Annotated in this window: 14 protein-coding genes; 11 read left to right on the forward strand and 3 right to left on the reverse strand. The window is 55.7% G+C overall.

Annotation, left to right across the window (positions count from 1 at the left end):
* Positions 1-183 precede the first annotated feature (183 nt).
* The 8 genes from THTE_RS08905 to THTE_RS08940 all read left to right on the forward strand — a co-directional run bounded on the left by THTE_RS08905 (position 184) and on the right by THTE_RS08940 (position 11,913).
* Positions 184-2,145: a prenyltransferase/squalene oxidase repeat-containing protein gene (locus THTE_RS08905; protein WP_095415104.1), complete on the forward strand. Its 1,962-nt coding sequence runs from the start codon at positions 184-186 to the stop codon at positions 2,143-2,145.
* Between the two features lie 85 nt (positions 2,146-2,230).
* A complete protein-coding gene (locus tag THTE_RS08910; protein WP_095415105.1) occupies positions 2,231-3,979 on the forward strand; it encodes a polyprenyl synthetase family protein in 1,749 nt (582 codons plus the stop codon).
* 112 nt (positions 3,980-4,091) lie between these two features.
* Complete coding sequence (locus tag THTE_RS08915) at positions 4,092-5,009, forward strand: prenyltransferase/squalene oxidase repeat-containing protein (RefSeq protein WP_168175820.1); 918 nt, start codon at positions 4,092-4,094, stop codon at positions 5,007-5,009.
* Positions 5,010-5,112: 103 nt separating this feature from the next.
* A complete protein-coding gene (gene nadC, locus THTE_RS08920) occupies positions 5,113-6,030 on the forward strand; it encodes a carboxylating nicotinate-nucleotide diphosphorylase (RefSeq protein ID WP_095415107.1) in 918 nt (305 codons plus the stop codon).
* Between the two features lie 194 nt (positions 6,031-6,224).
* Complete coding sequence (locus THTE_RS08925) at positions 6,225-7,568, forward strand: DegT/DnrJ/EryC1/StrS family aminotransferase (RefSeq protein WP_207651816.1); 1,344 nt, start codon at positions 6,225-6,227, stop codon at positions 7,566-7,568.
* Between the two features lie 110 nt (positions 7,569-7,678).
* The gene (locus THTE_RS08930) at positions 7,679-9,040 is read left to right on the forward strand and encodes a DegT/DnrJ/EryC1/StrS family aminotransferase (RefSeq protein WP_095415108.1); all 1,362 of its coding nucleotides are present in this window, start codon (positions 7,679-7,681) and stop codon (positions 9,038-9,040) included.
* A 74-nt stretch (positions 9,041-9,114) separates the two neighbouring features.
* Entirely contained in the window at positions 9,115-10,530 is a 1,416-nt protein-coding gene (locus THTE_RS08935) for a Gfo/Idh/MocA family protein (RefSeq protein WP_095415109.1), read from the forward strand.
* Between the two features lie 84 nt (positions 10,531-10,614).
* The gene (locus THTE_RS08940; protein WP_095415110.1) at positions 10,615-11,913 is read left to right on the forward strand and encodes a RidA family protein; all 1,299 of its coding nucleotides are present in this window, start codon (positions 10,615-10,617) and stop codon (positions 11,911-11,913) included.
* A 75-nt stretch (positions 11,914-11,988) separates the two neighbouring features.
* Here THTE_RS08940 and THTE_RS08945 read toward each other — a convergent pair whose 3' ends face one another.
* On the reverse strand, positions 11,989-13,923 hold the full coding sequence (locus THTE_RS08945) for a preprotein translocase subunit SecA (protein ID WP_095415111.1): 1,935 nt from the start codon (positions 13,921-13,923) through the stop codon (positions 11,989-11,991).
* Between the two features lie 379 nt (positions 13,924-14,302).
* Between THTE_RS08945 and THTE_RS08950 the strand changes: the two genes are divergently transcribed.
* Both THTE_RS08950 and THTE_RS08955 read left to right on the forward strand, forming a co-directional pair.
* The gene (locus THTE_RS08950; RefSeq protein WP_157731972.1) at positions 14,303-14,863 is read left to right on the forward strand and encodes a hypothetical protein; all 561 of its coding nucleotides are present in this window, start codon (positions 14,303-14,305) and stop codon (positions 14,861-14,863) included.
* 154 nt (positions 14,864-15,017) lie between these two features.
* Positions 15,018-16,100 carry a hypothetical protein gene (locus tag THTE_RS08955; RefSeq protein ID WP_095415113.1) on the forward strand — a complete coding sequence of 361 codons (1,083 nt, stop codon included), beginning with the start codon at positions 15,018-15,020 and terminating at the stop codon, positions 16,098-16,100.
* A 173-nt stretch (positions 16,101-16,273) separates the two neighbouring features.
* On the opposite strand, the gene THTE_RS08960 is transcribed toward THTE_RS08955, so the two are convergent.
* Together THTE_RS08960 and THTE_RS08965 are read right to left on the reverse strand one after the other, a co-directional pair.
* Positions 16,274-16,783 (reverse strand): hypothetical protein, encoded by a 510-nt coding sequence (locus tag THTE_RS08960; protein ID WP_157731973.1) that lies wholly within the window; start codon positions 16,781-16,783, stop codon positions 16,274-16,276.
* Between the two features lie 392 nt (positions 16,784-17,175).
* Positions 17,176-18,201: a sugar phosphate isomerase/epimerase family protein gene (locus THTE_RS08965; protein ID WP_095415115.1), complete on the reverse strand. Its 1,026-nt coding sequence runs from the start codon at positions 18,199-18,201 to the stop codon at positions 17,176-17,178.
* 482 nt (positions 18,202-18,683) lie between these two features.
* Here THTE_RS08965 and metK point away from each other — a divergent pair, with 482 nt between their 5' ends.
* On the forward strand, positions 18,684-20,045 hold the full coding sequence (gene metK / locus THTE_RS08970) for a methionine adenosyltransferase (RefSeq protein WP_257789931.1): 1,362 nt from the start codon (positions 18,684-18,686) through the stop codon (positions 20,043-20,045).
* Positions 20,046-20,156: the final 111 nt, after the last annotated feature.

Here is a 20,156-nt window from a genome sequence, read left to right on the forward strand (position 1 = left end):
GAACCATGTCCATCAAATAGCAGACGTCTTATCTCTGCCGATTATAATACGCTCAATCGGCACTTACGGAGTGTACGGCGGAGAAGTTTGATTGGTTTGAAATTGTTTCAGTGAACGTTGATTCCCCGTCCCGCAGTCGGCCGGTTTTGCTTCGGCGGGTGACTGAACAAGTTCGGAATGGCAATGGGTGAAGCGTTAACGGTGGCTCGGATCGAACGAGCTCTTCGATCTGTTTGGGATCTGTTGGTTGCCAGGCGGTTGCCCGAGGGATTCTGGCGTGGGCACTTGTGCTCTTCACCACTAGCCACCGCAACGGCCATTTCCGCGCTGGCGGTTTATAGACAAAATACGTCCGACAAGGCGATCTTTTCCGCGAGCCCTGGCAGCCTGGACGGGGCTATTTCCGCGGGTCTCGATTATCTTAAGAAAACTCAGCAAAAAGATGGGGGTTGGGGGGATACGGAGCGTTCCCGATCTAATATCGCGACAACCTATCTTGTCACAGCAGCTATCCATCTGGCGGGTCAAGCAGGATACTGCGAGGACGTTCTGGCGGCAGCTCAAGCCTATCTCAGGTCTCAAGGCGAACTGCAAGGCCTGAGGAACCGCTACGGGGCTGACCAGACGTTTGTCGCTCCGATCCTCACCAACTGTGCAATTGCCGGGATCTTTCCTTGGGAAAACGTCCCTCAGCTTCCCTTCGAACTGGCGGCGTTTCCCCAGTCCGTCTACCGGTTTCTCAGGATGCCGGTCGTCAGCTATGCGATTCCTGCCCTGGTGGCCGTGGGGCTAGCACGCCACAAAAAATGTCCAAGCTCTTTCCCGCCTCTTCGGTTGATTCGCGACGCAGTTCAATCACGATGTCTCCAGGTTGCTTTGAAAATGCAACCGAACAGCGGGGGCTATCTGGAGGCCATTCCTCTCACGTCGTTCGTGGCGATGTGCCTTTGCACAGCGGGACTGGCGCATCATCCGATCACGGCGAGGGCGTTGGACTTTCTTCTTCGGAATCAGCGCGGAGACGGGAGCTGGCCGGTCGATGTTGACCTGGCAACGTGGTTGACCACGCTCGCAATAAATGCGGTGCATGCTGGTCGGCCGGAAGAGACAGCGTCAGACGTCCCGTTCGGCTCTCTTGTGTCCCTGGATTGGCTTGCGCGGTGTCAATGGTTGGAGATCCACCCGTTCACCGGAGCTGCACCAGGAGGCTGGGGGTGGACTGATCAAACGGGTGCGGTACCAGATGCCGACGATACTGCTGGTGCCCTGCTGGCGCTGTGTCACATTTGGCCACAAATCAGTGCCGCAGAAAGGGCCCGCCTCTGGCCACACGTCATTCTGGGGCTGCATTGGCTGGTGGGCCTGCAGAATCGGGATGGGGGCTGGCCAACGTTTTGTCGTGGCTGGGGCCGTTTCCCGTTTGACCGCAGCGCTGTCGATCTGACAGCCCATGCGATTCGGGCACTCCACGGTTGGAGCAAAGTCTTCGAGCACTTGGACGCCCAGGCGGAGGAAGTTCAGTGTCTGGATTTTTCAGAACGCTTTTCACCGCCGCTGCGCCGCTTCATTGAGCGTCTATGGAAAAGGCGAGTCGTGTTCAGGGAACGGTTGATCCAGGCGTTGAACAAGGGGATGCGATTCCTCGTGAATTGTCAAGCGGAGGAAGGCTTTTGGTTACCTCTCTGGTTCGGAAACGAGTGGCTTCCCGGTGAGGCTAATCCCGTCTATGGCACCGCGAAGTGCTTACTTGCTTTTGCAGACCTGGATGCCCACAATACGGATTGTTGCAGGCGGGCCGTCTGCTGGCTGGCTGGAAACCAGAATCCCGATGGAAGCTGGGGCTGGGGTTTCTGGACTGACAATCTGCCAACGCCGGGCCAGGCAAGTTACCGGGATCATTCCGGCTCGATAGAGGAGACAGCTCTCGCGGTGGCAGCGCTCTCTGCCCTCCCACATCAAGACGGGCTCGAGGCGCGAAGCCGAGGAGTGATGTGGCTTGTGCGAGCCGTGGAAGAAGGAAAAGTGACTCAGGCAACCCCCATCGGCCTGTATTTTGCCAGACTTTGGTACTTTGAAGAGCTGTATCCGCTAATTTTTACGCTTGAGGCACTGGGACGGTACCTGCGGTCGGCGACCAGTAATTAGGCAATTCAGAGGACAGGATCTCCAGAGAAACGGTTCGACGGTCCTTGCTCAGCTCCGAAATCATTTCCGGTAAACTGAGGCACGAATGGTAGATCGCGAAGATGTGGCAAATGCCCGAATTGAGTCAGCAACTTCCCAGAGCTCCTCAACAATCAAGCTTGTCCCGGGGGATAGGAGGGTGCGGGAGCTGATTCGCGGTGAAGCAATCAGGGAGGCGGGCACGTTCGATCAGTCGCTGCCACTCACACGTTCGCGCCTTGAGAAAGCCGCTGAGGACCTTTTGAAGCGGCTTAATTTGCCACGAGGCTATCTCGGATGGACCATGGTGGCCATCGGCTCGGCGTTTTGGCAACCCCAGGTGATGAACGTCCCTTTTCAGAGACGGCTCCTGCTCCTCCCTCACTGCATGCGTAATGTCAGCCTGTGCGCGGCTTCTTATTCCAAAGAAGGCCTGGCGTGCCTGGGTTGCGGAGGATGCAGCCTGGGCTGGCTCGGGGAAATCGCTCGGGCAAAAGGATATCGAATCCTCATTGCTGAGGGATCACCCGTTGTGCTGCGATTGATCCTCAGCGGTGAAGCGGATGCCTTGCTGGGAGTGGCATGTTTAAATTCCTTGGAACGGTCTCTCGAGCGTATTTTGATGGCCGGTATCCCCTGCATGGCTGTCCCGCTGCTGGTTGATCGGTGTCAGGATACGGTCACGGATGAGGACTGGATTGTGGAAATGATTGAAACGCCGTACGTCCCGCATACACTGGTTGGCCGGTCTTATCTGCCACTCATGCGACTCGCCGTGCGGATTGTTCGGGACAGTGCGGAAGAACTCCTCCCGCGGCAACCAGCGACAACCAGTGCAGGAAATACCGCTGAAGACCCTCTGAGTGTCACCGAGGACATCGGCTACGGCTACCTCAAAGAGGGTGGTAAGTATTATCGTCCGTTTATCACGCTCGGGGTGTATGATGCCATGGAGGGCGGGAGGTTGGCAAGGCTGTCGGGAAGTGGGCAACCTGAAATCCCGGATTACGTTCAGCGCGTGGCCCTGGCAGTAGAAGTGTTCCACAAGGCTTCTTTGGTCCACGATGATATCGAGGACGGCGACCACTATCGCTATGGAAGAACGACGCTCCATGAGCGATGGGGCATCCCCATAGCCCTGAATGTGGGCGATTACCTGGTTGGGCTGGGTTACTCGGCCATCGCATCGAGCGGTGCGCCCGCGGAGCTTACGGCCGACCTGGTGCGAATGTTTTCTCAGGCTCACGTGGAACTCTGTTCTGGACAGGGGGCAGAGCTCTGGCTGGCTCGCAATCCGTTGGAGCCGGTTCGCGTCCCTCAAATCCTTCGCATTTATGCAATGAAGACGGGACCGGCATTCGAAGTCTCCATCCTGGCTGGTCTGCGGCTGGCTGGTCCGTTGCCCAAGTGGGTCTCGCAAATTCGCAAGTTCGCTCATGCATTTGGCATTGCGTTTCAAATCCAGAACGATCTCAGTGATTGGGAGATGGAGGAGGACAACAAAAAGTTGCTCGGCACGGATTTGCTTTCCCGACGGCCGACGTTGTTCTGGGCTCTTGGCTGGCACCTTTTGGGGATGCGATTCGCGGACATGATGACGGCGTTGCCTCCTGATGTGAGCAAGGACGCAGTACTCGAAAAGGTTCACGCGGTACGGTCGGAATTTGAACGTCGGGGAGTCTTCGCCGCAGCCGAAAAAATCTTTCGCAAAGAGAGGGACAGGGCCGTGGCATTGGCCAGTGCGATTCCTCATGAAGAGGTTCGGCAATTTCTTGTGTACCTCGCGGAGGCGGTGCTCAGGACAGGTAGGGTGTGATAGCCTGGAATGGTCAGCCTCGGTGAGAGTGTCGTCGGATCCTGGATAAAATCGACTTCAGCGCTACAAGCAAGCAATGTTTTTCAACTTACCAGGGATTCCGCTAAGAATATTGACCGCCGTCCAAAAGCTACCATTTTCCTTTCTGGATGTTCATCGAGATTGGCTCGGACGGCTTCAGCAAGACGACGGAGGATTTCCCGGCCGCAGTGGCAGTTCGAGTCTTTACTATTCGGCATTTGCGGCTCGACTCCTCGCGTTGATCGGATGTTCTCACGCCTCGCAGTGGGAGCGTCTGGTGACCTATTTGAAAAGAGAACTACGCGACGACCGGTCGATAAAGACTCTGGTCGATCTCGATTCCGCGGTGGCACTCTATGCATTGGCCACCCTCTTCGTGGAAGACGATCTCTCAGATGTGGGGACCGCGCTTTGCCAAATCGGTCGTGTGCTCTTGAGCGGATTGCAGCGTGAAGATGGTGGTTTTGCTAAAACTCCTCAAAGTGCGATGGGGAGCACCTATCATACATATCTCGCCATCCTTGCAGCCCGCCTGTTGGAGCTTCCCCTTCCCGACCAGGACAGGTTAACTCGTTTTTTCGCGGAACGTCAGCAGTCGGATGGTGGCTTTGTAGAATTGCCATTTTTGCGAAAGTCGGGAACAAATCCGACTGCCGCTGCTGTGGTTGCGCTGGCGCAACTTGAACGATTGGCGGCCATCGATCTTAACCGCGTCCGTCAATTTTTTGCCTCGGTTCAAAGACCGGACGGCGGATTCGCCGCATCAGCCCATGTGGGCGAGAGCGATCTGCTGAGCACCTGTTCGGCCCTTATCAGCCTGAGTTATCTTCACGAGAAGAATCTCCCGTTTGACTGGAATCAGACGGAAAACTATTGCCTTTCTCTGGCAAATCCGTCTGGGGGATTCTTTGGCCACCATAGGGATGATCAACGCGACGTGGAATATACTTTCTACGGAATCCTCAGCCTGGCGGCCCTGCAGATGTTGAAACAGCGCGTGATCCGCTAGTGCAGCGCGGGCTGAATCAACTCTCACACAACCATCTCCACGAACTTCCACTGTTTACGTGTGGAATCGAATTTTCAGTTAACGACAGAGAGTGGACTGTGCCATGGACGATTTCTCACAGATTACCTGGGGGCCAGATTTGGAGGAAAATTGCCGCCAACTCGTACGGATGGCAGTTCGCGAAGACCTGGGAAGTGAAGGCGACATCACCACCCTGGCAATCGTTTCCGCCGATGCCTGTGGAGAGACCTTAGTTGTCAGCCGAGCCGATGGAGTCCTGGCAGGTCTTCCGGTGGTCCCTATTGTCTTTGAAGAGCTGGGAAACTCGTTGAGTTGGCAACCGCTCCTTCAGGATGGAGCCCTTGTAACCAAGGGGAGTGTCGTCGGCAGAATTTCGGGTCCGGTGCGTACGATCCTCGCCGCAGAGAGAATCATCCTGAATTTTCTGGGGAAACTGTCAGGAATAGCAACTGTCACTCGACAGTACGTAAACGAGGTGAGACACACTCGGGCGAAGATTTACGACACGAGGAAGACCACACCCGGATGGCGATTGCTCGAAAAATATGCCGTACGATGCGGCGGGGGGCGCAATCATCGTTTAGGGCTCAATGCGGCGGTGCTTATTAAAGATAATCATTTGGCCTGGTTGACGGAAGCGTGTCGCGGAGACCGCGTTCTGGCGGTCAAGCGGGCGGTGTCGCTAGCTCGGGAGTTCTGCTCTCGGTTGGCTAAACCTGTCATGGTGGAGATCGAAGTGGATGACCTGCAGCAGCTTGAGGCAGTTCTTCCCGAACGGCCGGACATCGTGCTGCTCGATAACATGAGTCCGGCGATGCTTCGAGAGGCCGTTGCACTCCGCAATAGCGTAGCGCCTGAAGTGGAGTTGGAAGCGTCTGGCGGCATCGATCTGTCCAATGTCCGCATGGTGGCGGAAACAGGTATCGAGCGAATCAGTGTGGGCGCGCTAACGCACAAGGCAGTTTGGCTCGATTTGGGATTGGATTGGCACTCTGGGTAATAGAGGAGCATGTTTGACTCCTTATTGCAAGGCGATCCGCATAGAGGGGGCAAAAATTTTCCTGGGGTACTGTTGACAGGCTGAATGGGGCGTCTTAAATTGAGTCGCGCCATCCCGGGAGGCGATCCCGTGCAAAGCCTGCGAAGTCTTCAGGCGGGTCAATCTCTGATTTTTCGGTTCTGGAGGAATGTGGGATGTCTCACCGCCAACCCAAAAACCGTTTGAACCGCCGTGATTTTGTTCGTCAGGGTTCCTCGGCGGTTGCGCTGGGCATGTTCTTAAGTAACGGGATTTTTAATCCGGCCACTGCCGAGGAAAGCTTCAAGTTGGCGATCGACGGGGGGCCGAAGGCCGTCACCGCTGAGGCTGGAAGCGGCGAACGCTGGGGAGAGCCCGAACTCCGGCAACTGCAGGAAATGCTCAACCAATCAACGTTGTTTTACTGGGGCGGGCCCCAAACCGCACTCCTCAAAAAACGCTTCCAAGAAGTTTGCCCGGTGAAGTATGTGCAGACCTGCTCCTCGGGCACGGCGGCGTTACATATTGCGGTCGCGTCAGCGGGGATCGGATTGGGAGATGAGGTCATAACGTCTCCGGTCACCGATATCGGTACCGTCATCGGCGTTATCTATCAGCAAGCCGTACCGGTGTTTGCGGACCTCGGTCCCGCGACCTTTAACCTCGATCCGGCGGACGTGGAAAGGCGAATCACGCCGCGAACTCGGGCAATCATCGCGGTGCATCTGATGGGGAATCCCTGTGACATGGAGGCTCTTCGCCAAATCGCGGACCGCCACAAATTGGTGCTCATTGAGGATTGCTGCCAGGCTTGGGGAGCCAAGTATCGTGGTAAACCGATCGGCACGATTGGGGATTTTGCCTGCTTCTCTCTTCAGAATAGTAAACACGTCACGTGCGGTGATGGCGGAGTGGTAGGCACCAACAGCGACCAATACGGTCCGAATATTCAGCGTTTTGGTGACAAGGGGTATGATCGAACCCGCGGGTTGGGGCTGGAGGTGTTCGCCACGAATTATCGGATGAGTGAACCGCAGGCAGCGGTCGCTGCCGCACAACTCACACGTCTGGAAGCAATCGCACAGAAAAGATCGCGCCTGGGAAATCTGCTGACAGAGATTATCAGCGGCTGTCCCGGCATCATACCACACCAAGTTCATCCACAAGATAGAGCGGTTTACTGGTTTTACATGTTTCGATTGAAACTGGACGAATTACGCTGCAATCGGTCACAGTTTGTTCGGGCACTCCAGGCAGAGGGCGTGCCCGCCAACGGCGGTTACATCGGTAAGCCGTTATATGGAGAACCGGTCTTCCAGAAGCATGCCTTTTTCGCGGGGCACTGGCCGGTTAAAGAAATGGGGCTGACAAAGATGGATTACACCCAGCATCGTTGCCCCGAGGCAGAAGCCATTTTAGCCACCTGTGTCCGTTTGCCAATTACAGAGTTTATGGAAGAGGATTATATTCGCCAGGTTGGTGCTGCGATACGCAAGGTGGCAAAGTATTATGCCGCTTAGAAAACGAAGAGGCATGCAATCAATACACCTGGCAATTTCCGGGAGGGTGATCGATCCGCCTTTTGCCATTAACCGCCTATCGGTGCATCTTACTAAATGGAGGACCTGCCATGTTCTTTCAAAACACAAATCGGCGGGATTTCTTGATGACATTGGGTATTCTCGGCGGGGCAGCGGTAAGTTCGAGGTTGGCAGGAGGAGAAGCCACTCAACCTTCTTCTGAACGGCTGGCGATCGAGGGAGGGGAGCCCGTTAGAAAGTCGCTTTTATCTGCCAGACCGTACGGCCCGCAATTCTATGACGATCGCGAAAAACAGGAATTGATTGAAGTTTTGGAGTCCCGGCAACCGTTCCGCTGGTGGCACGAAAAATCAAAAGTGCTCCAGTTCGAGAAGGCTTACGCGGCACACTTGGGGGTGAAATACGCTCTGGGAGTTACTTCTGGTACCACAGCGCTGGTAACGGCTATGGCAGCGCTGGAAGTGGGACCGGGCGATGAGGTAATTCTCCCGGCTTGGACGTGGTACGCTGACTATGACGCGATTGTTCTCGCGGGTGGGTTGCCGGTATTTGCGGAAGTGGACGAGTCGTTCAATATTGACCCCACGGATATTGAATCCAAGATCACGCCCCAAACCAAGGCAATCATCGTATGTCACCTGCAGGGAACACCAGCAGATCTCGAGCCGATTATGGATATCGCGAAAAAATATGGCCTGCGGGTGCTGGAGGATTTTGCACAATGTGTGGGTGGTAAATATAAAGGCCGATATGTCGGGACGCTCGGAGATATCGGCATCAATAGCTTCCAGTTGAGCAAAACGATCACGTCCGGAGAAGGAGGGGCTGTTGTCACCAATGACGTGGTGCTCTTCGAGCGATCACTTCGTTTCCACGACGTGGGGTCCCTTCGATCCCCCTACCAGGAAATGTTGAAGGGAGGAATCGTCGCACCGTATGCGTCCTGTAACTTCCGAATGAGTGAGTTTACAGGAGCGGTGCTCAAGGCCCAACTCGAAAAACTGGAAACAATTTGCTCTCGACTGAGACAGAATGCCCGCTTTGTTCGCGAGAACATCGCGGACCTTCCGGGAATCAAGCTCCGCAAGTCGCCCGACATCGAGGGGGATATTGGATACGCCGTCTATATCGATTTGGGGAATCGCCAGAATCGGGACCGATTCCTCCGGGCGTTGCGTGCGGAAGGTATTGCCGCGGTGGGTCCAGTGGGTTCTGTCATCCTACCGACCGACCGTCGCATCGAGGCTAAGGCGACTGTTCACCGTGAGTGGCCGTCTTTCAGGACCAAGCGAGCGGGGGAGCTTCGCTACGGTGCAGAGTGCTGCCCCAAGACGATTGATATTATCAATCGTTTCGGTGGCGTGATTATCGACCCGAATTTTACGGAAGACGACTTGAAAGACATTGTGAAAGCTATCCGTAAGGTCTATTTGGCGATGAGGCAGGCGTAATCCGTTGGAAACAACATCAGAGAGTATTCCCGAGGTTCAGCAGGTAAAAGTATAACAGGACAAAAGGAGTTAGTATGTCGAAACTTTCGCGCCGTCAATTGCTTAAAAAGTCTGCCTTCGTTGTTGGGTCAGGGCTTGTTTTGGGGATGGTGGGTGGCTGTCCCAAGAAGAGTGAAGTCCCCGTTCCAGAGGTTATCCCCAGCTCCGCCCAGGGGGCGAACGAGCGGATCGGTGTGGGCATCATTGGATGTGGCCGACGCAACGGACAGCTTGTCATCGGAAAGGGAGGCCAGGGAAAGCCCCCCAAGGAAGCAACAATCGTTGCGGTGGCAGATGTCAATTTAAAAAGAGCTCATCAGTGGGGCGAAAAATACAAATGCCCGGCGTTTCAGGACTATCGAAAACTGCTGGAATTAAAGCAAGTGGAAGTGGTTTTCTATGCCACGCCCGAGCATTCCCATTTTCTTCCCTGCATTCACGCCTGCCAGGCCGGGAAAGATATTTACGGTGAACAACCACTGAGCCATACGATTCGTGAAGGCCAGGCAATGGTTCAGGCCGTGCGGAAATACAAGCGGGTCTTCCAGGTGGGGGAACAGCAGCGGTCTGATCCTAAGACACGCCATGCGGTGGAGCTTATTCTCAATGGGCGGATCGGAAAGGTTCACACGGTCATTGGTTATAACTATCCGAGCCCGTGGGACGCCCAGTTTCCTGCGGAAGACGTTCCCCCCGACCTGGATTGGGATCACTGGTGTGGCCAAAACGAACTCATCCCCTTCAATATCAATATCTACCTCTCGCGAATCCCCTACAATCGTGAAAACTATCCCGCGGAGGCAGCAGAAAAGGCGGCCGTGGGACCAGGATGGATGTCTCTGCGCCCGTATTCTGGCGGCGAACTAGTCAACTGGGGATGCCACGGCCTGAGCATGGTTCTCTGGGGATTGGGAATGGATCATTCCGGACCCGTTGAGATTTGGGTTGAACCACCCCAAAAACTTGAAAAACTTGTTTATACAAAGCCTGAAGATCGAAAACGTGGCGATACTCTGATGAGTCAGAGTATCATTCACTATCGGTTCCCCAACGATGTCATTTTGAAGTTGGAAGGCACAGACGAGCGGCTGGGCGGGGGTGGAACATTCATCGGCGATAAGGGAAAAATCACCATCTTCCGGGGGGGATATGAATGTGATCCTCCAGACCTGGATAAAGATCCTCTGCCGTCGAACGCGGTTCGGGTCTATGAAAGCAACAACCATATGGAGAATTTCTTTGAATGCGTCAAGACTCGTAAAGATCCGATCGCCAATGTGGAAGTGGCCCATCGAATTGCCACACTGTGCCATCTGGGGAATATTGCCAGATGGCTGGGCCGTCGTCTGAAATGGGATCCGGAAAAAGAGATCTTTCCTGGCGACGACGAAGCAAACCAGTATTTGGATTGTCCCAAACGAAAAGGCTACGAAATCCCGGAACAGATTTAACAGGCAATTTCAGCGACCGTTGGAATATAGTGTCGTGCAGGAAATATTTCGACAACATATTCTGGATGTCGTAGGTGATATTCGATGAGACAGCTCACCAAAGCGATACAACCGGTCGGGTGGGTGGCCTATCTGGTGGCCATTGCGACGCTGGCAGGCTGTTCCCGTTCGGCACCACCAGGAAAAGAGGCCGGAGTAGCAAAAGCGGAAAGTTCGGAAAGCACACCGTCGGCGGCGAGTGCATCAACGAGTGCGCTGCTTTCCGAACATCGCATCCTCGAACATATCCGCATCTCGGAAGCGGGGCCCGCGTGGTCGGTGACCCGCACCGAGGGTTGCCCCCTGGTATTCACGCGGCAGGTTTTTGGCCCGCCGGACGGAGATGATCAATCACAAATGGTTGGCGCCTGGCAGCGATTGACTTCTGTTTTGACGAAAGCTCATTGTAACGTCGATCGGATAGTTCGGCTCAATGTCGTTGCAACGACAGAAGAAACGCTGGCCACGGCGTTTCAATTTCTTGCTAAAGTATTTCGCCCGGGGCTTGAGCCAGCAGTGACGTATGTTGTAAGCCCGCTACCGCTCAAGGGCGTCAAAATTGGGCTAGACGCGGTCGCTGTGCCTGGAGAAGACGTCGATGCGGTTAACCGCTGGGAAGCCGAGAGTCCAGATGGCCTGAATCGCACTGATGCGGCCGTCACTCCGGCGGGAGGACTTGTCTTCTTCAGCGGGCAACCGGATAAAAGTCCCCTGCCCCAGGCGGCGGCAAATGCTCTCCGCGGCTTATTGGAAACTGCCCAGGCACTGCAACTTTCGGCAGGCGACATACTTCAGCTTCGGGTGTTCGTCCAGCCAGCGACCGAGGCTGCCCAAGTTTTTCATGAGATCGAGAAGGCATTCTCGGGAAAAGCCATTCCGCCGGTGGTTTATACGGAGTGGATCGCATCCGCTCCGGTGGAGATCGAAATGGTAGCACGGCTGCCCGAAAAAGCCGTAGAGGGATCTGCTCCATTGCGGTTTTACAATCCTCCTGGAGTGAAGCCCTCGCCAACTTTTACTCGCGTCGTGCTTGTCCAAACGGATCGCCTGGTTTTTCTGCCCGGTCTCGTTTCCCGGGAAGCGGGGCCAGCGGATGCCCAGGCGGCTAACATTTTCAAGCAACTGGGCGACCTTCTTGGGGCCCAGGGAAGTGACTGGCGGCACCTCGCGAAAGCAACCTACTTTGTCACGGACAAGGACGCGAGTTCCGCCATCGATGCAATCCGGCCGAAGTTCTTTGCGCCCGATCGCCCACCGGCGGCCTCGAAAGTGACCGTGCACGGCGTCGGTTGGAAAGACCGATCGCTGAGCGTTGATATGATCGCTGTGCCGGTGGGCCCGTAAATGTGGATGACGCGCCATCGCGCGCGTCGCGGGGCAAGCAGTCATCCGGAAGTACGCAATCAGGGTAGCTCTTTTTCAGCCGGGTGTGTCCAGGTAGGGATCCTGGCCCATCTGTCGCTGCATCTTTTTGCGTTCCCGCTCGAAATGCATGAGGGCACGCCGCTCGCGGAAGTGTCGCCGCTCGATAATTTTCTGGGCTTTGCGGAAAATCGGGGCATATTCGTTGAATAGTCCCGGCCGGCTCTTGCCGATTTCTGCATATTTTTTGGCCTTTTTCGCGCCGAACGCCTTGAGCAGCAGTTCATCGTCGAGCGCGAGGAACTGTCGGAACGTGCCGGGATCTCCCTGTCGGCCGCAGCGACCGCGGAGTTGCCAATCGATGCGGGCGGCATCGTGCATCTCCGTGCAAATGACATGGAGACCGCCGAGTTCCGCAACACCGGGACCAAGACGGATATCGGTGCCGCGTCCTGCCATGTTTGTAGAGACCGTGACCCGCCCCTTCTGTCCCGCCTGAGCCACAATTTTGGCCTCCTCTTCAATGTGGTGGGCATTAAGAACCTGATGTTCGATACCCCTCTCTGTAAGCAAACGGGACAGATATTCAGATTTGTCAATCGAGCGAGTTCCCACCAGCACCGGGCGCCCCTGTGCGTGCATTTCGCAGATTTCGTCGACCACGGCCTGCCATTTCGCCTCCTGAGTCCCGAAGACAAGATCCGGTAGCCGCTTGCGAATGACGGGGCGATTGGTGGGAATCACGATCACCGGACACTTGTAGATCTTGCGGAGTTCCCACGCCGAGTCTCGGGCAGTCCCCGTCATTCCTGCCAAATGTCGGTAACGGAGGAAAAAGTCCTGAATGGTAATCCGCGCTGCCTGCCCCGTCGCGACTGTTACCTCCACCCCCTCTTTGGCCTCCACTGCCTGGTGAATACCGTCCCGCCACTTTCGTCCCTCGGCGAGGCGACCCGTAAATTCGTCCACGATCACGATCTCGCCATCTTTTACCACATATTCGCGGTCGCGAATGAAATCCCGTGCGACCTTGATGGCCCGTTCTATGTATTCGTAGATATGAAACATTCCCACCGACGCCATGACTTCGGGCTTCGGGAGTGCTCGCGCCTTCCGCCGCCCTTCCCGGGTCAGCTCCACTGTTTTTTTCTCGTGATCGTACTCGTAATCCACGTCCTCGATGAACTGGTCAGCCACTTTGGCAGCCCACTTGTAACACTCAACGGCCAGCTTCTCCTCCTCGGTGGGGAGGGCACTGATGATGAGCGGCGTGCGGGCCTCGTCAATGAGAATGCTGTCGGCCTCGTCCACAAGGGCGAAAAATGGTTCGCGCTGAACCGGCTTTTCGCCGGATTCCGTTCCGTTGTCGCCGAGCATTGCCCCAATGACGTCTGTTTGACCCTCACGGATGCGTCGTAAAAGAAGTCGATCGCGGAGAAAGTCGAAGCCGAACTCTTTGGCGGTTCCGTAGGTCACGTCGGCGGCGTAGGCCTTGCGCCTTTCGTTTTGGGACATCTGTGTTTGGATCACGCCGACCGTTAGGCCGAGCAATTCATAAATGGGGCCCATCCATTCGGCGTCACGTTTGGCCAAATAATCATTAACCGTGGCCAGGTGACACCCGCGCCCCGCCAGGGCGTAGAGGTACATTGGAAGTGTTGCCGTGAGCGTCTTTCCCTCTCCGGTCTGCATCTCCACGATGGCGTGGTGAAACATCGCGATGCCACCGAGGATTTGCACGTCGAAATGCCGCATATTGAGTTTTCGCCGCCCGGCTTCTCTTACCAGGGCATACGCTTCCACCAGGAGTCGCGATAGCGGTTCGCCACTCCGTGCCCGATACCGCAGGGCGAGACTTCTCTTGCGAATATCAGAATCCGAAAGTTTCTGGAGTTCCGGTTCCAGGGCGGAAATTTTTTGGAGGAGCGGTTTCCAGCGGGCAATCCATACGCTGGAGGGAATCGGAAGTGTTGCTGCAAGCGAACCTACCATGGGGTAAGTCTTCTCTCCCGGAACGAAGGATTTTAGTCAGCACGAAGTTGCAAAACTAGTATCTGAATACGGGTGGGACTCATGAAGAATTATAAGCCGTCGGAACCTTGCGACAGGACTGCGCTGGTTCTCTAAGCCGACGGTGCGCGGGATTTTAACGATCGCACCAGCGATGAACGGCCATCCGGGGAGGGTGATGATCCCTAAATCTACAGTTTTGTGCCGGATTCCCCATCCATGGCGCCGGCATACAACTTACACGCTAGACTTGTAACAGAAGGTGGATGAAGTGCGTTTTTTGAGAGACATCACTAGCCTGGGTAAACGCGGACGTCCCGGAGAGAGTGAGTGAAACGATAGCCAATCGAGGCCGCCCAACATGCCCCCCGCTATGAAAAATATTCGAAAAAAGCTTTTCGTCGATCCACAGGTTCAAGGACAGCTCGTCTGGCGCGTCTGCCTCTACTGGCTGATGTGCCTTCTAACAGTCACGTTTATGGTGGTTTGTTACCGGATCATCACGGGGCCGGCGCGACCTTTTACCTGGCACATCCAGGAGTTGAGCGTCTATTTGGGGCCTGCGCTCGTCGCTTCGTTGATCATTCTGCCGGTGGTGGTTGTCGATGTTATTCGCGTCAGCAATCGCTTTGCCGGTCCGCTTATTCGGCTTCGGCGTTCGCTTCGGGCTCTGGCAAAAGGCGAGTCTGTCGAACCCATTCGCTTCCGCCAAAACGACTTTTGGCAAGATTTTGCCGAAGAGTTTAATGCGTTGTTGGAAAGGGTCAAAACATTGGAGAATAAACAGAGCTCCGAGGACGCCCTTTCTCGCGAATCACACTCGGAAAACGAGGCTTCTCCTACCACCTCCTTGAACCTGTTCGCTAACCAGGACATGAGCGAGGAACCCACATCTCTTCCGCAGCCTTCTCATTTTGGCTGATCTTCGGCTGCCCATTTGTTAGACCTTGGAAGCTGCGGGCTTGGTCGGCATCCTGCGGGCTCATATAATAAACCGGGCACACAAAAAGGCGGCAAAAACACCGGAGATGAGGCTGCGCAGACGCTTGCCGCCGCAATGAAGGAGACTTCCTGGAATGTCTGCGCGTCCTGAGATTATCCAACTCAGTGTGTTCGTCGCGATTCTCGGTTGGGTGGCGATACCTCTTCATGCGGCCGACAATTGGCACCCAACTCGTCCAGGGATGGACCGTCGTTTGCCAAGGACGACCGTGGAAGGCGATCACGTTCCTCCCCGGTGCCAAAGCAGGCATGCATTCCCAGGGGTCGGTGGACAGCGCTCCTTGGCATCGGTTGGATCAGCCCAGTCGCTGATCGTGTTGTCGTACGGACCCCATCCGTCTGGATGTTACAGCGGTGTTTTCTATTGGGCCAATCCACCTGTGTGCAGCCATTGCGATGTACCGGCTCCGTGGTGTGATTGTGCATGCCTTCCTTGTGCTTTCTGTCCACCCGTTTTTGTAGTACCACCGGTCATCTATTATGACCCCGCGGCTCCCATTCTGCGGGATCTGGGCGTCGTGCGTTCGGCCGTGCCGAGGCCGATGCTGAATGGTCCGCTGGGCGAATCACCGGACCTGCCAGGTTTTAACGAGCGATACAGCGAGGTGGTGACCCCCAATTCTGGTCTTCAAGACCTTGGGCAGCGCCAACAATCTGAGCGGCCTCCTACCCCGTCCTTTGTTCGTGCCACAAACCCCCGGCAACATCAGCTGGCTCAGCGATTCATCGGGTTTGGAGATAAACTGTTTCGGGAAGGACAGTATCGAGCGGCTTACTTTCAGTACCGGGAGGCGGAAAAGGCTGCTCCAGACGTGGCAGACACGTACTTCCGTCAGGCTTTTGCCCTAATTGCAACGCGGCAGTATTCGATGGCCTTCGAGGCATTCCAAAAGGGGCTGTCACTGGATGGAGAGTGGCCGACACGTGGTTTTCAGGTGGCAATGCTCTACGGAGAGCGGGACCTTGATGCAAAGCATCATCGTGCCGAGCTGGCAGAGGCCCTTCAACAAAACCCTGCACATCCGGAACTTCTCTTCCTGTTAGCCGTCCATCTTTATTGTGACGATCGAGTGGCCGAGGCCAGGGAGTTCTTCCGGCAGGCGCGAACGGCGTCATCCGTGGCACCGTTGGTGAGCTTGTTTCCGGCGGTGGACTGAATGGGAAAACCGCCATTTCACGACCGTGCGTTACCGCCCTGCGAGAAAGTTCCGCGGAGAAAGCACGGTTCATCCGATGCAGGGTGAGCCTGAGAAGGACGAGCAATCCTCCCCAAAATCAGGACGTCGGCATTTGGCCCGGCGAGAAATAGTAGTTGCGTCGGACAGGAAAACTATTCCCCGCTACTTTCCCCAGCAAGCTGGACGGAGACTATTTCCCGCGGGGGATCATAATGGCCGGAACCTGCCTCTGCGGCAGGTCTTTTAGCCGGTACAAAAACCAAGCCTGCGACGATGAGCGCCATGCCTACAAACAAGATGGGAATACCCCAGTAAATGAGATTCGATTCGGACAGGGTGATTCCCCATCCGACAACCGTCCCACCGCAAACCGCGCTGCCAAGTCCAAGAAGAAACACAGTCCACCGGTGATCAATTCCTTCGACGTTCTTTCCCGGCTCGGGCGAAGAAGGAGCCTCCTTCCGCAGGGCTGCGCCATCAAGTTTGGCGTGGGGGCCGTCAATTCGTAGCACCTGCGTCGTTGGCGTTCGATAAATCAGATTGCCCAGTGTGGCGAGCTTGAATTCGGCAGTCGCCAGTTCCTCGTCAATTCGCCACAGGGCCATCCGATCGTTATTCTCCGGGCCGAGATTGCCATCCAAATGGCTACCATTTTTGCGCAAACCCGCTTCGTGGGATAGCGGGCTGCCTGTGGATGAAAGGGCCTTTTCAGCTGTGAATTCTTGACCGATTTGCAGCATTTGCAAGCGCAGAGACCTGCCAGCGGGTTACATTAAGCCGAATGCGATTACACAATAAGGCCCACACTAGCCCTTACTTGATATCGGGCTAAATCTGGGCGCACTTTGCAAAATTTGCCGGCTTTTCCGCCTGTTACGGCACCGAGAGGGGCTACAGGCCTCCTCCGAGAATGTCTGGCCGCTGAGGCACCTCCTGAAGGGTATGCCAGCACAGGTCCTTTAGACTACTGAGAAAACACGCCCTTGTCATCTTCTATGCCCTTAAGCCGAGCACTCGTTACACCCGGCAGGGACAGAAGGGCACACTGATACCGTCAAGCGAGTTCCGCCTGCTTTTTCCGCAGGAAGGTCACCTCCTGGGAGACCGTCTTGATGGCCTCTTCCGCCGTAAGCCGTCCCAGCATTTCGTTCTCGATGCAGAGATCGTTGCTGTAATTGGCCTTTTTCAGAATGGCCAGGACCTTTCCGAAGTCGATGTCTCCCTGGTAAATCGGGCAATGGTACTTGGAATACTCCCAGCCCATTGGACGCTGTTTCTCCCGTTCTTCGGCAGGGTAATTGATGCTTTTGCAATGAGTGTGAAAGACACGGGGCGCGAAGTGCTCATAGATTTCATAGAGGCGGCTGAGCGGATGGCCATACCAGTAGAAATTGCCTGTATCGAGCGTCAGTCCCAGTCGCGGCGAACCAACCTGGCTGAGAAGGGCATCGAGAAACTCAGGATTGTTGGTGGTGTTCCCGTGATTCTCAATGGCAAAACGAATTCCCGTCTTCTCGGTGGCTGCCATCACCTTGCGAAGTATTTCAACAGCAAAGGTCAGAAATTCTTCACGGGGTATTTTCCGCGGAACTACGTCAATCCGAATGGCCGGGACCCCCAGGTCCTGGGCCGCTTCGGCCACACGGGTACACCATTCCACTTCAAATTCAGGGCGTTCATCGAAGCGATTGTGCATGCAGAACGCCGTGATTCTCTTGCCCGCCTTTTCCAGAGCGGCACGGAGGCGGCTCCGGTCCTCCGGTGTCCCCACGCTAAAGGGAGAATCCCCTCCGTACAGATTTGGCAAAACGCACTCATCGGTGATGTCCGACTCAACGCCGTCGACGCCGTAGAGCGTCATCGCGCTCCAGCAATCGGCAGCGCCAGAGCGCCGTAACATGGCATCGCGGCAGGTGACAGGCCAGAGGGGTGGTTTTTCCTGCACCGCCTCCACGGCCGCGGCGAAAACGCGTCCGGGCCGATGAAAGAGGGTTGCCGTTCCCACCGTGAGTGAAACTCCAAAACTGAGAAAGTGCCGCCGTTTGATGGGTGTGTTGTCGCGCAGTTGTGAGATGGACATGTCAGTGCTCCCTAGGCGATCGTAAAACAAACCAGTTCCGTGCACATCGAAAAAAAAGAGTCATTGCAGATGATACTCCATTCCAGTGAGACTTTCAAACGTGGCTCAGCACACAGAAATGTAGTCTGTGGGTGGCCCTTTAAAGGTGTGCCAGATTGCATCCGTGAGTTGAGATGCAAGGCACTTTCGAACGGTAGACTGGCTGGATGGAGGCCGTCGTGCGGTAAATCCACGGGGGGAGTTTTGGCGAAAGGCAAGTGGAGTGGCTGACCTATCCCTGCGTTGGCAAAAACTGCCGTGGGCGCGAAATGGTGTAGGGGCAATTCATGAATTGCCCCTCCCGTCTTACCGGCAGATGAACTGAAGAGTTGGAGCCCGGCCGGTGAAATGGATTTTTCAAGCTCCGAAAGTGGAACTGGCAAGGGGTTCCCCTTAGGGTTGAATCTCGCACCCACGCGCGCCCTGTGGAAATCCGCGTATTCGTGGGCAAAGGAAAAGTGGGGCTGAGTCAGGTGGAGTGGTTCTTGCTCTTGCGTGATCCGATGGCCTATAATCGGAAGTTCGACCGAGTAGATCGTTGGAACGCCCGACGCGAAGGACACGGCCGGTGTTCGCTGGTCTCATGGCTATCGCTGGATTTTGTTGGAGAGGAGGTCAGTCCTGTGGTTAAAGGCCGGTATTTGTTTACCAGTGAATCTGTGAGCATGGGGCATCCCGACAAATTGGCGGATCAAATTTCAGACGGGATCCTGGATGCCCTTATAGCAGAAGATCCCAAAAGCCGCGTCGCTTGTGAAACGCTCGTTGCCACGGGACTTGCCATGGTGGCAGGCGAGATCACCACAAAAGCGGCCGTCAATTATGCAGATATCGTGCGAAATGTCATTCGAGAGGTGGGCTACACCAGCGACAGCATGGGGTTCAATTACGAAACGTGTGCCGTGCTGGTGTCGCTGCGGCGGCAGAGCCCGGACATTGCCATGGGTGTAGACCCGGATGCCTCGCGTGGCAAACCAATTGGGGCCGGTGATCAGGGCATGATGTTCGGCTACGCGATCAATCATACTCCGGAGTTCATGCCGCTGCCCATCTCGCTGGCCCATCGCATCCTGGATCGCTTAACGACTCTGCGACAGCAGAAGGTAGTGGATTGGCTGCGACCAGACAGCAAGAGCCAGGTAACGATTGAATTCGATGGCCCCACGCCTGTCCGAGTGGATACCGTGGTTGTTTCCACCCAGCATGCGCCCGAGGTGACCCAGAAAGAAATTCGGGAATTTGTGATCGAAAAGGTAGTGGAGCCTATTTTGCCGCGCGAATTGGTGAATGGGGAAATCAAATACTTCATTAACCCCACAGGCAAGTTTGTAACCGGCGGTCCCCACGGCGATACCGGCGTGACGGGCAGAAAGATCATTGTAGATACCTACGGCGGTTGGGCTCGGCACGGGGGTGGAGCTTTCAGTGGCAAAGACCCAACCAAGGTGGACCGCAGTGCAGCGTACATGGCCCGTCATATTGCTAAGAACATTGTAGCCGCTGGACTGGCCGAGCGATGCGAGGTCCAGCTTGCTTATGCCATCGGAGTGGCTGATCCGGTCAGCATTTATGTGGATACGGATGGCACGGGCAAGGTGGAAGAAGCCCTTCTGTGCCAGGCGATTCGGGACGTCTTCCCGTTGACGCCGGGAGGCATTATCGACTATCTGGACTTGCTCCGCCCCATTTATCGTAAGACTGCCGCTGGCGGACACTTCGGACGCGAGCTTCCCGAATTCACGTGGGAGAAGACCCACCGCACGGCGGACCTCCTCGACGCTGTCGGTCATGTCTCCGTCAAATGACTGGTTCATGCGGCAGTCGCAACCGCCTCCTGAGGTTTCTCTGACATCCACAACCGAGCCCCAACGGCCTACCGAACAGCGAGTTACCACGGTCGGAAAAGGCCAAGCGGC

Origin of the sequence: Thermogutta terrifontis, from assembly GCF_002277955.1 — a bacterium.
Lineage (GTDB): Bacteria > Planctomycetota > Planctomycetia > Pirellulales > Thermoguttaceae > Thermogutta > Thermogutta terrifontis.